Below are 16,149 nucleotides of genomic sequence, written 5' to 3'. Positions count from 1 at the left end.
CACCTGATCAAGATTGGAAGACCCATGATGCTGCGCAAGATCACCGCTGTCGCCGCGCCGGTTGTCACGGCAGTCGCCATCGCCGGAGCCGGTGTGGCACACGCGGATCCGGCGGTTCCCGACATCGGTTACCAGACCCAGCTGGTCGGCAATACCGTTGTCACCACCCTCACCAACGGCAGCTTCGAGCTGGCCGGGCGAGCGGTGAACATCAAGGACTCCGCGGGCGCGACCGTCCTCAGCCTGCCGCTGGCCTTCGAGCAGGACGGTCTGAGCTACCCGGTGCCGGGCACCGTCAGCGATGACGGCGCCACTCTGTCCCTGACCGCGGTCAAGGATGTCGCCGCGGCCACGCCGGCACTGCACCCGGTGGCCTCGACGAACGAGAATCAGCACGCCCTGGAGGCGTTCAGCACCCAGTTCGGCATCGGCACGGCCATCGGCAGTTTCCTGGGCCTGGCGGTGGGCGCGGCGGTCGGCGCGATCGGATTCCTCGGTGGCGCTTTCGGTTTGGCGACGGTACCGGTGGCCGCGGCTATCGGCGCGGTCATCGGCACCCTGGTGGTCGGCGGGCCCGCCCTGCTCATCGCCGGCATCGACCTGATCAACACGCTGAACGCGGCGCCCGGCACCACCAAGTGGGCCCAGCTCGGCGACCAGTAACGCTCTGGCGCGGGTGCGCCGGCCGCTGCGGACGATCGTCAGCGCACGGTGCACCCGGCGAGCACCGGGTCGCCGTTGAAGCGATCCGACAGAAAGTTCATGGCCCCCAAGGCTTCTCCGGCAGCGGCCGGGTTGTGGCCCGGTATCGCCGAGTGCACGGCGGTGAGGTTCGCGCCCAGCGCGCAGTAGCGGTCCACCAGGGCGCTGAAGCCCGCCGACGGAATCACGTCGTCGTTGTTGCTGTGGTACAGGTACAGCGGCACGTCGGGCGCCCAGCCGCCCAGTTCCTGATGGCTGGTGGCGGCCCGGAAGGCTTGGCTGTCTAGGATGTCCGGGACGCTCGAGTAGTCGTCGACGTGCCCGAAGAAGTGGCGGGCCACCAGATCGCCGCCGCAGGAGGTCGCCTCCTGTGCCAGCAGCGTCCGGCCGCTGTCATTGAGCGTGTCCGCGAGTCCGGAGCCGGAATCGTTGCGGGCCAGGGCGAGCAGGATCAGCACCGCGAGCCCGGCTTGATAGTTGCCGTCCACGCCGCGCGCGATGGCGGGGATGTCGGCGGGCACGCCACCGGAGGTCACACCCGCGAACCAGATCTCGGGCGCGTAGCTCGCCCGCAGCTGCATGGCCCACAGGGTGGCGAAGGCGCCGCCCGAGTAACCCCAGGCTCCGAGCGGGCTGGTGTCAGTGATGCCCAGTGGAGCAAAGGATTTGGCGGCGCGCACGCCGTCCAGCACGGCCCGGCCGGAGTTGACGCCGTCGAAGAATCGGGACTGCGGGCCCTCGTAGTCCGACACCACCACGGCCCAGCCGCGGCGGAACGCCTCGGCCAGGAAGGGCACGTCCAACAGGGTGGTGGCAATGGAGAAGTCGCGCCCGCCGCGCAGCGCGAACGATGGGGCGCAACGGGTTCCGAGGCTGTCCTCGGCGATCTGATACGACAGCAGTGGGCGATCGCCGGGACCGGTCCAGGGCATCAGCGGCGTCATGACGGTGGCCACGTTCGCGGCGGCTTCCCCGGCGGAATCGGTGGTGCGGTACTGCACCTGCCAGCCCGCGACCGGGAGCGGCAGTCCGAAGACGGCGATGGCCCGGGAGTTGAGGATTGCCCCGTTTGCGAACTCTCCCAGGTTGATCGGCGCCGCGTAGAACGGATCATTGTCGGGATAGGGGATGTCGGCGCGAGTGCCGGGCACCGCGACCGCCGCCGCCAGCAGGGTCAACGCGCCGATCAGCCCGGTGCGCCACCAGTGCCGAACCTTGTATGGGCGCACCGTGAATCCGCGCGTGCGTACCCCGAACCCTGCGCCGTCCCGCCGCATAACGCCTCCAGCGTCGAATCATCCGACGCTCCAGACATCCCACGGACCCGCTGTTCGCGCCGACAAGAATTCCGGCGCATCGGAGAAACAAAATTACGTCGGGCCGGTCCTCGCGGTCAACGCGTCTCCGCGCGTCGTAACTACGGCGTTGCGCGGTTTGTTGTACGAGAAGATATATCCAGCTTGGTATCCAGATCTTTGCGACTGGCTCTACCGGTTGCATGCCAGTTGCCGCCATGCTCGGTCAATGTTGTTGCGCCGCCTCATCGCCCTGTATGTCGGACTCTGGTTGTACGGCTTCTCCATGGCCGTGATGATCCGCGCCGCGCTCGGCCTGGATCCGTGGGATGTGTTCCACCAGGGCGTGGCCGATCAGGTGCCGCTGAGTTTCGGTACGGTCGTGGCGATTACGGGCGCGGCGGTACTGCTGGCCTGGATTCCCCTGCGGCAGTGGCCGGGGCTGGGCACGGTCAGCAATGTCGTGGTGATCGGCGTCTCGGTGGACGCGGGGCTGTGGTTGCTGCCGGAGTTGCACGCGTTGCCGATCCGGATCGCGGCCATGGGTGCGGCGGTGGTGCTCAATGCGATTGCGACGGTGCTCTATATCGGCGCGGGCATGGGGCCGGGTCCGCGTGATGGCCTGATGACTGGCCTGGTTCGGCGTACCGGCAAGCCGGTGTGGGTCATCCGGACAGGGCTGGAGGCGACGGTGTTGTCCGTCGGTTGGATCCTCGGCGGCAGCGTCGGAGTGGGCACGGTCGTGTACGCGTTCGCCATTGGACCGCTGATCCAGCTGATGATCCCGTTCGTGGACCGGTTCCTGCCGGGCTTCCATCCCGCGGAACCGGCCGGCTCGCCCGCCGCGGAGGCCGAGTCGATGGCCGCCTGACCATCCGGGGTTGACTGGCTAACGGCGTTAGCATAGCGTGGTGGCTAACAACGTTAGCCCCTGTTAGAAGCCTCGGAGGGTCCGATGACCACCATCGCCGCCAACCTGCCGGCCATCACCGATCACCGCCTCCCGGCCCTCGTCCGCAAGGCCGGATGGATCACCTGGACCGTCTTCCTCGCCGCCTTCGCCATTCTCGAGGGCGTCAACCACGGCACCGGCTCGTGGCTGGCGCTGACGGCCGGTCTCATCGCTCCCGACCTCACCTTCTTCGCCGCCATCGGCGCGAAAGACCCTGTGCAGCAGGGGCAATTGCCCCGCCGGGCCGTCCCCTTCTACAACACCGCCCACCGCACCTGGATCCCCCTGGTCCTGGCCGTCGCGTACGCCTTTGCCCCCCTCCAGATCCCGGCCCTTTTCACCTTCCTGCTGGCCTGGATGCTGCACATCGGCATCGACCGCATCGCCGGCTACGGCCTCCGCACCGCGGACGGATTCCTCCGTGCCTGACCAGACCGGGCCACTCACCGAGCGGCAGCGGCAGATCGCCGCCGCCGCGCGCACCCTCTTGGACACCCAGGGCCCCGAGGCCTTGACCATGCGAAACGTAGCCGAGGCCTTGGGTATCAAAGCCCCCTCCCTCTACAAGCACGTCCCCGACAAGACCGCCCTCGAAACCCTGGTAGTGGCCCAGGCTTTCACCGAGGTGGCGCAGGCCCTGGAAACCGCCTCCGCCGAGGGCCTCCCGGGTGTGGCCCAGGCCTACCGTGACTACGCCCTGGCCCACCCGCACGTATACCGCCTCATGAACTACCGTCCACTCCGTCGCGACCTACTCCCGCCCGACCTGGAACAGCGCACGGCACAACCACTCGTCACGGCCGTCGGCGGCGACCCGGCCCGAGCCCGCGCCCTCTGGGCCTTCGCCCACGGCATGGTGAGCCTCGAAATCGACGGCCGCTTCCCCGGCAACGCCGACCTGACAGCCGCCTGGCAATCCGGCCTCGCCGCCTTCGGCGAGTAGCGGCCGATCCCGCAATGCGCCTCAGCGCACGTTGCAGCCGGGGGGCATCGGTTTGCCGGCGAAGCGGTCGGACAGGAAGTTCATGGCCCCCAGGGATTCCACGACTGCTGCGGGGTTGTGGCCGGGGATCTGTGAGTGGATGGCGGTCAGGTTTGCGCCGAGGGAGCAGTAGCGGTCGACGAGGGCGCTGAAGCCTCCCGTCGGGATCACGTCGTCGGCGTTGCTGTGGTACAGGTACAGCGGGGTGTCGGGGGCCTGGGCGCCCAGTTCCTGACGCATGGCGGCGGCCTTGAATGCTTGGCTGCCGACAAGATTCGGTGCGGTCGAGTATTCGTCGAGGTGCCGCATAGCGTGGTGGACCACCAGGTCGCCGGCACACGAGCTGGCCTCTCGGGCCATCAGCGTGCGGCCGTTGTCATTGAGTATCTTGGCCAGTCCGGTGCCGGAATCGTTGCGCGCCAGGGCGATCAGAATGAGCACGGCGAGCCCGGCCTGGAAGCCGCCGTCCACCCCGCGCATCATGGAGGGGATGTCCACGGGCACGCCGCCGGAGGTCACGCCCGCGAACCGGAGCTCGGGCGCGTAGCTCGACCGCAGCTGCATGGCCCACAGGGTGGCGAAGGCGCCGCCCGAGTAGCCCCACGCGCCGAGCGCGCTGTTGTTGGTAATGCCCAGCGGGGCAAAGGATTTGGCTGCACGTACGCCGTCCAGCACGGCCCGGCCGGAGTTGACGCCGTCGAAGAATCGGGACTGCGGGCCCTGGTAGTCGGATACCACCACCGCCCAGCCGCGCCACAGCGCCTGCGCCAGGAACGGGACATCCAGCAGCGTGGTGATGATGGAGAAGCCGCGTCCGCCGCGCAGCGCGAATGATGGCGCGCACCGTGTTCCGAGACTGTCCTCGGCGACCTGGAATGCCAGCAGCGGTCGATCACCCGGCCCGTTCCACGGGGTATCGGGCTTCAAGACCGTGGCCATATCGGCGGCGGCCTCGCCACTGGAGCCGGTGGTCCGGTATTGGACCTGCCAGCCCGCTACCGGCAGCGACTGCCCGAACACCGAGATCGGCCGGGAGTTGAGAATCGACCCGTTCGCGAATTGTCCGAGGTTGGCCGGTGCCGCGTAGAACGGATCGTTGTCGGGGAAGGGGATATCGGCGCGGGCGCTGGGCACCGCGATTGCCGTCGTCAGCAGTGTGACTGCGCCGATGAGTCCGGCGCGCCACCAGTATCGGATTGTTCGCGATAATTTGGTCGATCTATTCGTGCGTTTCCCGAACCGTGCGGCATCGAGCTTCAAAACGCCTCCAGTGTGTATCGGCCAACGCTCCAGATACCACGGACCACTGCTTGCGCCGCCGAGAATTCCGGCGCACGGGAGAACAAACTATGTGGCCTGGTACGCGCGGTCAACGATGACTCGCGCGTGGAGACAAAGGTGTTGTGCGGAGTCCAGCGCTCCGGCCCTCGCTGCCCTCGGCTACCCTTCGGTCCGGCCCGGACGAGGGCCGGTTGTCATCCGCAGATCCAGCTACTACGAAAGGTTGGTCTCACATGAGGTTGATCAGTGCGCGGTACGCAGGCGTGATTGCAGTGACGATTGCCGGATTCGCCGCCGGTGCGGCGCTGTCCGGTGCGGGAGTGGCGGGCGCCGATCCGATGAGCGATCTCGAACCGCTGCTGAGCTCGAGTTGCTCGTTCGACCAGATCGATGCCGCCTTCCATCAGGTGGAACCCGAGATCGCGGCGCAGCTCGATGCCGCACCCGCGCGCAAGGCCGCGTTCCGGATGGCCTACGACCAGCCGATGTGGCAGCGGCGCCTCGCCTTCCAGGCCCTGCTCGTCGAACAGCAGCAGATGGGCGCGCCCACCGACATCAACTCGGACTTCGGTCCGCACCTGCGCCAGGTCACCGACATGTGCCACCGGTACTGACCAATGGGTTGCCCTTCTGATTCTCATTGAGCGTTGAAGCCGAGGAATCGGGAAGGTTCGGTGCTGGTGGCAGACGGCCGAAGCGGATCACTCGGTGTCCGCTGCCAGCACCGCGTTCTCCGTCGAGTTGAGATGATCTGGCGGGCAAGGAATTTCGCGTACCGGTCACTGATCAGCCTCGGATCGGGGTGAAGGTGTAGTCGGGGAGGCGCAGGGCGCGGGTGCGACGGCGGTAGCTACGGGTGGTGCCGGGCCAGTTGTTGGTGATGCGGCCGGAGGGCGTCCGATACCAGCTGGTGCAGAAGTTCCACGGGGTGCGGGCCAGGCGCCGCTGAAGGGCATCGTTGAAGGCCAGTTCGACTTCGGGTCGGACTTCCAGATAGGTGCGCGGTCGTTCGGCGAGCAGTTGCAGGGCGTGTCGGATGTACCGCGCCTGGGATTCGATCATGTAGATGATGGATCCGACGCCGAGGTTGGTATTAGGGCCGTAGACCATGAACATATTGGGGAATTCGGGGACCGTGATGCCCAGGTAGGCGTGGGCGCCACCGTCCCACACGTCGCTCAGGTTGCGGCCGCCGCGGCCCCGGATCTTCATGGGCCACAGGAATTCCGTGCCCTTGAAGCCGGTGCCGTAGATGATGACGTCGGCCTCGTGCAGCATGCCGTCGGCCGTACGGACGCCCTCGGGGACGATCTCGCTGATGGCGGTGGTCTCCACGTGCACATTGGGCTGGGTGAGGGCCGGGAAGTAGTCGTTGGAGAACAGTCCGCGCTTGCAGCCGATGGGATAGTCCGGGGTGAGCTTGGCGCGCAGCTCCGGATCGGCGACCTGCACCTCCAGATGCTTCTCCGCGATCCGCGCGACCGCGCGCACGATGCCGGGGAACTCGACCAGCCCCAGCGATATGAACTCGGCGAGCAGCCACCACGAAAGGCGTTCGGCCTTGGGCATTCCCGGAATCGAGATGAGGATCCGCTGATGCACCGGCTTGTAGTCGGTGTCGAACTTGGGCAGCACCCAGGCGGCGGTGCGCTGGAAGACGGTCAGATGAGCGGCCCGCGGCTGGATCTCGGGAATGTACTGGATCGCGCTGGCGCCGGTCCCGATGCAGGCCACCCGCTTGCCGGCCAGTTCGACCCCGTGATCCCACCGCGCCGAATGGAAGGATTCCCCGCCGAATACCTCGATGCCCGGAATCGGCGGCATGGCCGGGCGCGACAACTGCCCGACGGCCGGGACCAGCACATCCGCGGTGCGCGTCACGCCGTCGGCGGTGCGCACCGTCCACTGCCCGGTCGTCTCGTCGAACTCCGCCTCGGTGACCTCGGTCCCGAACACGATGTGGTCCCGTAGCCGATGCCGCTCGGCGATCCCGCGCATGTACGCCCAGATGTCCTCGCGTGTCGAATACCGCTGCCGCCACTTCGGTCTGGGCTCGTGCGCGAACGAGTACAGCGGCGACGGCACATCGCAGGCCGCCCCGGGATAGGTGTTCTCCCGCCACACCCCGCCCAGGTCGGCCGCCTTCTCCAGGATGGTGAACTCGCGGAAGCCATTGCGCTGAAACTCGATCGCCATGCCGAGCCCGCCGAATCCGGCGCCGATGATGATGACGGACGGCATTGTGGTGCTCCTCACATCGAAGACTCTTCTCACTGTAGGAGCGAGCGTCCGGTTTGGTGGGCGACCGGATCGAGAATTTCGGCCATAATCAGGCTATGGGCACGGTGCAGGAGGCGGGAATTCGCGACTGGAATTTCCCGCGCGGCGTGGCGAGTGTCGCCCTCATGGTCGGATTCGCCCGCGAGCACGGGGTCCCGGCCGCCCGCATGCTGCAGGGCAGCGGACTGAACGAGAAGCAGCTGGCCAATCCGGACGAGCAGATCGACGCGCACACCGAACTGGCGGTGATCCGGAACCTGGTGCGCGAACTGGGCGCCCGCCCCGACCTCGGGCTGGAGGTGGGCCGGCGGTACCGCATCACCACCTTCGGCATCTTCGGCTTCGCCTGTGTCAGCAGTCCCACCCTCGGTGAGGCCATCTCCCTCGCCCTGCGCTACCTGGAGCTCAGCTTTACCTTCTGCATTCCGGCGGCCCGCTGGCGGCCGGGTGAATTCATGGCCCGCATCCACGACGAGCGGGTGCCCGCCGACGTCCGCCGCTTCCTGGTGGAACGCGATGTCACCGCCATGTTCCAGATGCTGTCGGACCTGATGGGCCACCGCGTCGAACTGCTGCGCGCCGACTTCGATTTCGAGCCGCCGCCCGACCTTCGCCTCTACGCCGAAATCTACGGGCTGACACCGAATTTCGAGGCCGAGCACAACGTGTTCACCATGGATCCGGCGATCCTGGAGCGGCCGCTGCCGCAGGCCAACGAGCACACCTGGGCCATGTGCCTGGCGCAGTGCACCGAACTGGTCTCCCGCCGCCGCGCCCGCACCGGCATCGCCGCCGAGGTGCGGGAGCTGCTGGTGCCGCGCGGCGGCCTGGACGGTTTCGCGGTGCCGCCCGGAATCGATTCGGTGGCAAGGGATCTCAATATGAGCACCCGCACCCTGCGCCGCCACCTGGACGCGGCGGGCACCAGCTACCGGCAGCTGCTGGACGAGGTGCGGCGCGCGCTGGCCGAGGAAATGCTCACGGCCACACCGCTGTCGGTGAGCGATGTGGCGATCCGGCTCGGCTACGCGGAGGCGTCCACCTTCATTCACGCCTTCAAACGCTGGACCGGCACCACGCCCTCGGCCTACCGGCGCGGCGCGCTCACTCCGTCGGTTCGCTGAGCCAGCCGCCCATGGCGATGGGCCGGAACATCGACAGCAGCCGGCCGTCGGTAATGGAGTGGAAGATCATCGACGGGTCGGGCGCGAAGTCGATCGGCACGTGTCCCGGTGCGGCGGTTTCCCATTCGCAGCCGATGGTGGAGGAGACGCTGGGCGCCACGATCAGCGGCTTGCCCGCGAACTGGGTCATGAGCCCGGCGTGCACGTGGCCGGTGAGGACGGCGGCGATGCGGTCGTCGCCCGCCACGATCTCGGCCAGGCGTTCCGGATTGGTGAGCCGGATGGGATCCACGACGGTGGACTGCACCGGCACCGGCGGATGATGCATGGCCACCAGCACCACCTCATCGGCCGGTGCCGCCGCCAAGACCTCGGTGAGGAAGTCGTAGGTCTCGTCCTCGAGCAGTCCCTCCGGTTTGCCGGGGATGCTGGAGTCCAGCAGGGCCAGGGTCACGCCGTCGATCCGGTAGGACTGGTTGATGGGTCCGGTGCCCGAGGTGGCGGGGAAGAGCACGCTGCGCATATTGGCGCGATCGTCGTGATTGCCGGGAAGGATCAGCACGGGCAGATCGGCGGTCAGGGCCGCGCGCGCCTGCTGGTACTCCTCCACATCGCCCTCGTCGGCGATGTCGCCGGTGACGATGATGACGTCGGGTCGCTGCGGCAGCTCGGCGAGAAAGGCCATCACCCGTTCGGCGCGTTCGACATTGCGGGCGCCCATATTGAAATGGGTGTCACTGAGCTGAGCCAGCAGAACCATCGGCGTTCGCTTTCTGTGAAGGGCAGCATCATTGCGCCCGGCTGTGCCGCCGCACCGCGGTCACCCCAATCAGGCTAATTGACCTGCCCTGATGTGGTCTCGGTGAGACCCGCCACCCAATATAGCGAAGTCGTATCAGTGACCGGTCGATGTGGTGCGGGTCATGAGTTCGCCTGTGCTGCTCAACAGTTGCCGCGGATCGGTGGTGACCGGGGTGTCGCCGATCCGCCAGAAGTCGGCGCCCGGCTCGGCCTCCAGTTCGAGTGTGCCGGTGGGACGCCAGGACGCGTCCAGGGTCAATCGCCACGAATGCAGATGGGTGCGGGGAAATGCGCCGGACCGGTCGAACAGCGGGTCGCCGACGATGGGGTGACCGATCCAGGCCAGGTGCACGCGAATTTGATGCCGCCGCCCGGTGATCGGGCGCAGCGCCAGCACGGTATGGGAATCGGTGCGGGCCAGGGTGGTGAATTCGGTGACCGACGGATAGCTCTTGCCCGCCGCCACGTCCTGCTCGTCGACCAGCCAGGTGTCGCCCGTGCGTTGAATGCTCTCGCGGGGCGCGGCGATTCGCACCCGGTTCTTGCGGCCCACGCTCAGCGGCAGGTCGATGACGCCGCGGTCGGGCAGGCCCGTGGAGGCGGTGACGGCCAGGTACGTCTTCTCCGCGGTGCGCTTGTTGAACTGCCGGGTGAGCTGCCCGTGCGCGGGCAGCTCCTTGGCCAGCAGGACGAGACCCGAGGTGACCTTGTCGATCCGGTGCACCGGATACAGCGTCTCGCCCTGCGCCGCGGCCATTTCCACGATGTCGGTGTCGTGGCGTTCGCCCGTCACCGAGATCCCGGCCGGCTTGTTCAGGGCCAGGACCGCCTCGTCCTCGAGGATCAGGCACTCGGTGCGCAGTTCGGGCCACGATGTTTCCACGCCGACCAGCGTAATGAGGCCCGGCGCGGCGCCGTGCCACGAGGCGTCAGGCGACGGCTCGCTCCAGCTCGGCCAGGCCGTTCTCCAGATGGTCGGTCATGCGATCGAGATCCGGCACGGTGCGGCGGCAGCCGACCAGGCCGAAATCCAGATTGTCGCCATTGGTGGTCAGCGTGATGTTCATGGCCTGCGATTCGAACGGAATCGACAGCGGGTAATTCGCGTCCAGGCGCGCACCCTGCATGTAGACCGGTTTACGCGGCCCGGGCACATTCGAGATCACCAGGTTGAACGGCATGCGCGGCAGTGCTTCGAAGCCCGGTAGTAGCGACACCCCGAACGGTGTCATCAGCGCGGCCGACAGCAGCATGGCCTCCAGCTTCGGCAATTGCGTGAACACCCGTTTGGCGTCGCGCATGGAGGTGCTGATGGTTTCCAGCCGGACCGCCGGATCCTCGATGTGGGTGCCGAGGTTGGCCAGGCAGGCCGCCACCAGATTGCCATCGGAGGTATCGGATTCGGCGGCGCTGCGAATGTTGACCGGCACCATGGCGATCAGCGGCTCGTCCGGCAGCGCGTCACGCTCGAGCAGATAGGCGCGCAGCGCGGCGGCGCTCATGGCCAGCACGATGTCGTTGACGGTGGCCCCGGTGGCCAGCCGGACGGCATTGATCCGCTCCAGCGGCCAGGACCGCACCGCGATGCGCCGGGCCCCGCCGATGGAGGTGTTGAGCAGGGTGCGCGGGGCGGTCATGGGCAGGGTGAGCCGCCCGTCGATGGCGCCCCGCAACGGCGCGGCGATCGATCCGGTGGCGCGCAGGATCCGCGGCACCGCCCGGCGCAACTGCGTCCAGGGGCTCTCGGGTTCGGGGCTGTCGTCGCGCGGCACCGGCGCCGTGCCCCACGGGACGGTGAGCCGGCTGTCGAACGGGTCGTCGGTGAGGGTGCGCTGCAGCAGGCGCATGGCCGAGACGCCGTCGATGAGGGCGTGGTGCATCTTCACGTAGACCGCGAAGCGGCCGTCGGACAGTCCCTCGATGAGCCGGGCCTCCCACAGTGGGCGGTGCCGGTCCAGCAGGATGCCGTGCAGGCGCTCGGTGAGGTCCAGCAGATCACCCATGCCGCCGGGCGCCGGCAGTGCGGAACGCCGCAGGTGGTAGCCCAGATCCACGGTCTCGGCGTGGGACCAGGCGAGGCTGGAGAAGCCGCCCAGCAGCCGGCTCGGTTTGCGCCGGAATCGGGTGCGGACATCGGTTTTCGCGGCCATCGCCTCGAAGAGCTCGTGGGTGAACTCGGGGCCCGCGTCGGCGGGCGGTTCGAACAGCTGCAGACCGCCCACGTGCATGGGATGCTCGCGGGATTCGATGGCAAGGAAGATCGCGTCGAGAGGGTTGAGCAGGTCCATGGAAGCCGCCTTGGCCGGGTGGGGCACAACTGCCCGGAGCGGATACGGTGCGGCGACGCTGCCCCCCGCTGCGTGAACGGTTGATCAGGCTATCACTGTATATGATTCATCCCACATCGACCTGTTGGCGCAAACTCCCAGCTCTGCGCGGCGTGTCCGCTATCGGGGCGCGAGTTCCGCAGCCCGCCACGGGACTTCCCGCTCGGTGTCGGTCCGCGACGCGAAGGTCATGGCGACGATCGTGCGGCGGCCGTGCGCGAAGGGGTGCACGCGGTGCAGGGTGGTGTCGGCGCGCATCAGGTAGAGGTCGCCGGGCTGTATCTCCCAGGAGTGGATCGGATTGCGGGTCAGGGTCCGGTAGATGTCGGCGTGGTCCCAGTCGCGGCGGGTGTGCGCCACCGTCTGCACGAAGCCGCCGTCCGCCAGCGGCGGGCACTCCACCACCAGGACGAGGGCGAAAGCGTAGTCGTCCCAATGCCATTGGTCGACGGAGTCGTCGTGGTGCAGGCGGCTGACGCGGTAGCGCTCGGCCGCGGGGCAGGCCAGGACCGGTTCGGCGGCGACCACGGAAAGGCTGTGCCGCAAGGGTTCACAGTCGTAGAGCTGCGGGATGCAGGAGGCGTGGGCGGCCACCTCCTGCTCGGTCAGGTCGACCTGCTGCCGGGCCAGGCCCTCGCCCTCGGGCAGCAGGTCGCCCCACTGTTTGTGATGATCGAGCAGGGTCAGCGCCTCGGCGGCGAGGACCCGTTTGACCCGATGCGGGAGCAGAAATCCCAGCCGTGCGATTCCGGTCTCCGCCAACCGGTTCCGTGCGTGGTGCAACGCCGAGGGATCCACTCCCCTCAGGTGCCGTAGGGCGATGTCCACCGTGCTGTGAGCCGGCATCGCGCACGTCCCTTCACCCGGCCGTCGCGAACGGCCCACTGCCGAAAAGACCGGGTCGTGACCCGGGCGACCCGGTCTCAATTGTATTCCGTTGCCCGGCAACGACTATGGAATCGGGTTGCCAGTTGATCACGATCTGAGAGGGCTGCCGCCGCCCGGACGTGCCGAATCCGCCCGATTTCGCCCGGCCACCCCTGGCAGCGCGGTAGCTTGATATTCGCTATGGCGGATTACGGGCATGAGCTCCGGTTCGGGATCTTCGTGCCGCCCGAGGCGGCGCGCGGGCGTCAGCTGCTGCGCCTGGTGCGTCACGCCGACGAGTCCGGGCTGGAAGTGCTGGCGGTGCAGGATCATCCGTATCAGCCCGCCTTCCTGGACACCTGGACCCTGCTGTCCTATCTGGCGGGCGTCACCCGCAACCTCACCCTCATGCCCGCGGTCGCGAACCTCCCGCTGCGCCCGCCCGCGGTGCTGGCCCGCAGCGCCGCCAGCCTGGACCTGCTCAGCGGCGGCCGGGTCGAACTGGGCCTGGGCGCCGGCGCGTTCTGGGACGCCATCGAGACCATGGGCGGCACCCGCCGCAGTCCCGGCCAGGCCCTCGCCGCGTTGCGCGAGGCCATCGCGGTCGTTCGCGCGCTGTGGGGTGAGGGTGAACGCTCGCAGCTGGCCGGCCAGTTCTACCCGCTGCGCGGCGCGAAACCTGGTCCGCGCCCGGCCCATCCGATCGGCATCTGGCTCGGCGTCTACGGTCCCCGCGCCCTGCGCCTGACCGGTGAACTGGCCGACGGCTGGCTCGGCAGCGTCGGCTACGCCCCGCCCGCCACGCTGACCGCCATGATGACCGCCATCGACGCCGCCGCCCGCGGGGCGGGTCGCGTCCCGGCCCTGATCCGCCGCGCCTACGTCATCGACCCCACCATGACACCCGGCCAGCTCACGGAACTGGCCCTGGCCCACGGCATCAGCGAATTCCTGCTCCCGGTCGATCCCGGCGGCGACCGCGCCGCACACCATTTCGCCACCGAGACCGTGCCCGTGGTCCGGTCCGCGGTGGCCTCGGCCCGCGCCGGTCACCCGGTTGTCTAGCCCCGAATACAGCTATCTGGCCCCGAAGAATCGGTTGCGCATGATCTGGCGGATGGGGGAGAGCAGTCCGTCGAAGGTCACCCGATCCGAGCGGACGGTGTGCAGGCTGGCGTCGCCGCGCTTGGGGTCCTCGCAGATGACGCGCAGCTTCTTGGCGTTGCTGTGCACCGCGCCGAGCGTGAGGGTGACGGTGCCGTCGGCGCCGACGATGCCCCACGGACCACTGATATCGGACGCCGCGATCTGGCACTTGTTGTCCGGCTTCTCGCCGGTGACCCGGGCGGTGACCTCGGTGCGGCCCTGGATCACGGCCTTGGGTTCGCCATGGGCATCGGTGGCGGCGCCCACGGCGAGCACGGTGCCGAGGCTGCCGACCACGGCGACGGTGAGCACGCGGGCGCGCAGTGATCGAGACATAGCACCGATATTGGACCCTGCCTCGTGAGTATTTCGTGATGGCGCGGGATGAACTGCCAATGAACAACGCACCAAACCTGTTCGAGACCGCCATCGACGCGCAGGGTTGCCCTGCAGTATCTTGCATTCCAATCGCTGTTCACCCCGACCGGAGTGTTTTCGGCGAGGATCGATTTGCTGTCGGTACGCTGTGCGCCGTTCTATGTGCCCTGATTGGTAGAAGCTGGACGGAACCCTCCCGAGGAGGATGTGGTGACTGCAGTTGCTCCAAAGCCCGAACAGAATCTCGAGGCGATCCGCCCGTACCCGCCGCGGCACGGTCCCAAGGGCTCGTTCGTCCTCAAGGTGATCACCACGACCGATCCCAAGATGCTGGGGATGATGTACATCACCACCGCCATCAGCTTCTTCCTGGTCGGTGGCCTGATGGCGCTGCTCATGCGCGCGGAGCTGGCTCGGCCGGGTATGCAGTTCCTCTCGACGGAGCAGTTCAACCAGCTGTTCACCATGCACGGCACGATCATGCTGCTCTTCTACGCCACCGCCATCGTGTTCGGATTCGCGAATGTGGTGCTGCCGCTGCAGATCGGTGCGCCCGACGTGGCCTTCCCGCGGCTGAACGCGCTCAGCTACTGGCTGTACCTGTTCGGGGCGTCCATGGCCACCGCCGGCTTCCTGACCCCGGGCGGCGCGGCCGATTTCGGCTGGACCGCCTACACGCCGCTGTCGGACATCGTGCACGCGCCGGGCGTGGGCGGCGACCTATGGATCCTGGGTCTGGCCATTTCCGGTCTGGGCACCATCCTCGGTGGCGTCAACATGATCACCACCGTCGTCTGCCTGCGCTGCCCGGGCATGACGCTGTTCCGGATGCCGGTGTTCGTCTGGACCATCCTGACGACGAGTTTACTTATCCTGGTAGCCTTCCCGATCCTGACCGCCGCCCTGTTCGCGCTGGCCTTCGACCGCCACCTGGGCGGGCACATCTACGATCCGTCGAACGGCGGCAGCATCCTCTTCCAGCATTTGTTCTGGTACTTCGGGCATCCCGAGGTGTACATCATCGCGCTGCCGTTCTTCGGCATCATCTCCGAAGTCATCCCGGTGTTCTCGCGCAAGCCGATTTTCGGTTACACCACCCTGGTCTACGCGACCTTCGCCATCGCGGCGCTGTCGATCGCGGTGTGGGCGCACCATATGTACGCCACCGGTGCCGTTCTGCTGCCCTACTTCTCGTTCATGACCTTCCTCATCGCGGTTCCGACCGGTGTGAAGTTCTTCAACTGGATCGGCACCATGTGGCGCGGTCAGCTCACCTTCGAGACGCCCATGCTGTTCGCGGTCGGGTTCATCGTCACCTTCCTCTTCGGTGGTCTGTCGGGTGTCATCCTGGCCTCGCCGCCGCTGGACTTCCACGTGTCCGACACCTACTTCGTGGTCGCGCACTTCCACTACGTGCTCTTCGGCACCATCGCCTTCGCCACCTATGCCGGCATCTACTTCTGGTTCCCGAAGATGACCGGCCGCATGCTCGACGAGCGCCTGGGCAAGTGGCACTTCTGGACCACCTTCATCGGCTTCCACGCCACCTTCCTGGTGCAGCACTGGCTGGGTGCGCAGGGCATGCCGCGCCGGTACGCCGACTACCTGCCCAGCGACGGATTCACCACGCTGAACACCGTTTCCACCATCGGGTCGTTCATTCTGGGCGCGTCGGTGCTGCCGTTCGTGTGGAACGTCTTCAGGTCCTACCGCTACGGCGAGGTCGTGACCGTGGACGACCCGTGGGGCTACGGCAACTCCCTCGAGTGGGCGACCTCCTGCCCGCCGCCGCGGCACAACTTCTACGAGCTGCCGCGCATCCGCTCCGAGCGTCCGGCCTTCGAGCTGCACTACCCGCACATGGTCGAGCGCATGCGCGCGGAGGCGCATGTGGGGTGGGGCTCGGGGCGACACACGGTGGAGGAGTTCGAGAAGGCTCCCAGCTAGCTCGTTCCGTACGTCGGGCGCGGCGGCCGTCTCCGGACGGCCGCCGCGCTTTTTTGTGTGCCGAACA

General features: G+C 67.6%; 16 protein-coding genes. 8 read left to right on the top strand and 8 right to left on the bottom strand.

What is annotated here, in order from left to right; all coding sequences use genetic code 11:
* Positions 1-24 precede the first annotated feature (24 nt).
* Positions 25-663: an ammonium transporter gene (locus tag AB0L60_RS02140; RefSeq protein WP_364605849.1), complete on the top strand. Its 639-nt coding sequence runs from the start codon at positions 25-27 to the stop codon at positions 661-663.
* Positions 664-701: 38 nt separating this feature from the next.
* Here AB0L60_RS02140 and AB0L60_RS02135 read toward each other — a convergent pair whose 3' ends face one another.
* Complete coding sequence (locus tag AB0L60_RS02135) at positions 702-1,931, bottom strand: lipase family protein (protein ID WP_364605847.1); 1,230 nt, start codon at positions 1,929-1,931, stop codon at positions 702-704.
* 295 nt (positions 1,932-2,226) lie between these two features.
* Here AB0L60_RS02135 and AB0L60_RS02130 point away from each other — a divergent pair, with 295 nt between their 5' ends.
* The 3 genes from AB0L60_RS02130 to AB0L60_RS02120 all read left to right on the top strand — a co-directional run bounded on the left by AB0L60_RS02130 (position 2,227) and on the right by AB0L60_RS02120 (position 3,892).
* Positions 2,227-2,868: a hypothetical protein gene (locus tag AB0L60_RS02130; protein ID WP_364605845.1), complete on the top strand. Its 642-nt coding sequence runs from the start codon at positions 2,227-2,229 to the stop codon at positions 2,866-2,868.
* Between the two features lie 84 nt (positions 2,869-2,952).
* Entirely contained in the window at positions 2,953-3,378 is a 426-nt protein-coding gene (locus AB0L60_RS02125) for a DUF4260 family protein (protein WP_364605843.1), read from the top strand.
* Complete coding sequence (locus AB0L60_RS02120) at positions 3,371-3,892, top strand: TetR/AcrR family transcriptional regulator (protein WP_364605841.1); 522 nt, start codon at positions 3,371-3,373, stop codon at positions 3,890-3,892. Before AB0L60_RS02125 ends, AB0L60_RS02120 begins: the two co-directional genes overlap by 8 nt.
* A gap of 21 nt (positions 3,893-3,913) precedes the next feature.
* Here the strand turns inward: AB0L60_RS02120 and AB0L60_RS02115 are convergent, their stop codons facing one another.
* The gene (locus tag AB0L60_RS02115; protein ID WP_364605839.1) at positions 3,914-5,065 is read right to left on the bottom strand and encodes a lipase family protein; all 1,152 of its coding nucleotides are present in this window, start codon (positions 5,063-5,065) and stop codon (positions 3,914-3,916) included.
* Positions 5,066-5,445: 380 nt separating this feature from the next.
* Between AB0L60_RS02115 and AB0L60_RS02110 the strand changes: the two genes are divergently transcribed.
* Positions 5,446-5,826 (top strand): hemophore-related protein, encoded by a 381-nt coding sequence (locus AB0L60_RS02110; RefSeq protein ID WP_364605837.1) that lies wholly within the window; start codon positions 5,446-5,448, stop codon positions 5,824-5,826.
* Positions 5,827-5,998: 172 nt separating this feature from the next.
* Here AB0L60_RS02110 and AB0L60_RS02105 read toward each other — a convergent pair whose 3' ends face one another.
* Positions 5,999-7,453: an NAD(P)/FAD-dependent oxidoreductase gene (locus AB0L60_RS02105; RefSeq protein WP_364605835.1), complete on the bottom strand. Its 1,455-nt coding sequence runs from the start codon at positions 7,451-7,453 to the stop codon at positions 5,999-6,001.
* Positions 7,454-7,548: 95 nt separating this feature from the next.
* Between AB0L60_RS02105 and AB0L60_RS02100 the strand changes: the two genes are divergently transcribed.
* Complete coding sequence (locus tag AB0L60_RS02100) at positions 7,549-8,616, top strand: AraC family transcriptional regulator (protein ID WP_364605833.1); 1,068 nt, start codon at positions 7,549-7,551, stop codon at positions 8,614-8,616.
* On the opposite strand, the gene AB0L60_RS02095 is transcribed toward AB0L60_RS02100, so the two are convergent.
* From AB0L60_RS02095 to AB0L60_RS02080, 4 genes are all read right to left on the bottom strand, one after another.
* Complete coding sequence (locus AB0L60_RS02095; RefSeq protein ID WP_364605831.1) at positions 8,597-9,376, bottom strand: metallophosphoesterase; 780 nt, start codon at positions 9,374-9,376, stop codon at positions 8,597-8,599. The two genes, AB0L60_RS02100 and AB0L60_RS02095, sit on opposite strands and share 20 nt — an antisense overlap.
* 135 nt (positions 9,377-9,511) lie before the next feature.
* Positions 9,512-10,300 carry an RNA pseudouridine synthase gene (locus AB0L60_RS02090; protein ID WP_364605829.1) on the bottom strand — a complete coding sequence of 263 codons (789 nt, stop codon included), beginning with the start codon at positions 10,298-10,300 and terminating at the stop codon, positions 9,512-9,514.
* Between the two features lie 46 nt (positions 10,301-10,346).
* Complete coding sequence (locus AB0L60_RS02085; RefSeq protein ID WP_364605827.1) at positions 10,347-11,705, bottom strand: wax ester/triacylglycerol synthase family O-acyltransferase; 1,359 nt, start codon at positions 11,703-11,705, stop codon at positions 10,347-10,349.
* A gap of 159 nt (positions 11,706-11,864) precedes the next feature.
* Entirely contained in the window at positions 11,865-12,590 is a 726-nt protein-coding gene (locus AB0L60_RS02080; protein WP_364605825.1) for a hypothetical protein, read from the bottom strand.
* A gap of 222 nt (positions 12,591-12,812) precedes the next feature.
* Here AB0L60_RS02080 and AB0L60_RS02075 point away from each other — a divergent pair, with 222 nt between their 5' ends.
* Entirely contained in the window at positions 12,813-13,676 is an 864-nt protein-coding gene (locus tag AB0L60_RS02075; protein WP_364605823.1) for an LLM class flavin-dependent oxidoreductase, read from the top strand.
* A 12-nt stretch (positions 13,677-13,688) separates the two neighbouring features.
* Here the strand turns inward: AB0L60_RS02075 and AB0L60_RS02070 are convergent, their stop codons facing one another.
* Positions 13,689-14,093 carry a hypothetical protein gene (locus AB0L60_RS02070; RefSeq protein ID WP_364605821.1) on the bottom strand — a complete coding sequence of 135 codons (405 nt, stop codon included), beginning with the start codon at positions 14,091-14,093 and terminating at the stop codon, positions 13,689-13,691.
* A gap of 252 nt (positions 14,094-14,345) precedes the next feature.
* Here AB0L60_RS02070 and ctaD point away from each other — a divergent pair, with 252 nt between their 5' ends.
* Positions 14,346-16,082 (top strand): cytochrome c oxidase subunit I, encoded by a 1,737-nt coding sequence (ctaD, locus tag AB0L60_RS02065; protein ID WP_364605819.1) that lies wholly within the window; start codon positions 14,346-14,348, stop codon positions 16,080-16,082.
* Positions 16,083-16,149: the final 67 nt, after the last annotated feature.

This window comes from Nocardia sp. NPDC051981 (assembly GCF_040680715.1).
Taxonomy (GTDB): domain Bacteria; phylum Actinomycetota; class Actinomycetes; order Mycobacteriales; family Mycobacteriaceae; genus Nocardia.
Note: the sequence above shows the minus strand (reverse complement) of the source record. Positions and strands in the feature narration are given on the sequence as shown.

What these genes read in the sequence shown, in the direction of transcription:
- AB0L60_RS02140 (WP_364605849.1), top strand. Translation starts at nt 25, where the DNA reads ATGATGCTGCGCAAGATCACCGCTGTCGCCGCGCCGGTTGTCACGGCA.
- AB0L60_RS02130 (WP_364605845.1), top strand. Translation starts at nt 2,227, where the DNA reads ATGTTGTTGCGCCGCCTCATCGCCCTGTATGTCGGACTCTGGTTGTAC.
- AB0L60_RS02125 (WP_364605843.1), top strand. Translation starts at nt 2,953, where the DNA reads ATGACCACCATCGCCGCCAACCTGCCGGCCATCACCGATCACCGCCTC.
- AB0L60_RS02110 (WP_364605837.1), top strand. Translation starts at nt 5,446, where the DNA reads ATGAGGTTGATCAGTGCGCGGTACGCAGGCGTGATTGCAGTGACGATT.
- AB0L60_RS02105 (WP_364605835.1), bottom strand. Translation starts at nt 7,453, where the DNA reads ATGCCGTCCGTCATCATCATCGGCGCCGGATTCGGCGGGCTCGGCATG.
- AB0L60_RS02100 (WP_364605833.1), top strand. Translation starts at nt 7,549, where the DNA reads ATGGGCACGGTGCAGGAGGCGGGAATTCGCGACTGGAATTTCCCGCGC.
- AB0L60_RS02095 (WP_364605831.1), bottom strand. Translation starts at nt 9,376, where the DNA reads ATGGTTCTGCTGGCTCAGCTCAGTGACACCCATTTCAATATGGGCGCC.
- AB0L60_RS02085 (WP_364605827.1), bottom strand. Translation starts at nt 11,705, where the DNA reads ATGGACCTGCTCAACCCTCTCGACGCGATCTTCCTTGCCATCGAATCC.
- AB0L60_RS02080 (WP_364605825.1), bottom strand. Translation starts at nt 12,590, where the DNA reads ATGCCGGCTCACAGCACGGTGGACATCGCCCTACGGCACCTGAGGGGA.
- AB0L60_RS02075 (WP_364605823.1), top strand. Translation starts at nt 12,813, where the DNA reads ATGGCGGATTACGGGCATGAGCTCCGGTTCGGGATCTTCGTGCCGCCC.
- AB0L60_RS02070 (WP_364605821.1), bottom strand. Translation starts at nt 14,093, where the DNA reads ATGTCTCGATCACTGCGCGCCCGCGTGCTCACCGTCGCCGTGGTCGGC.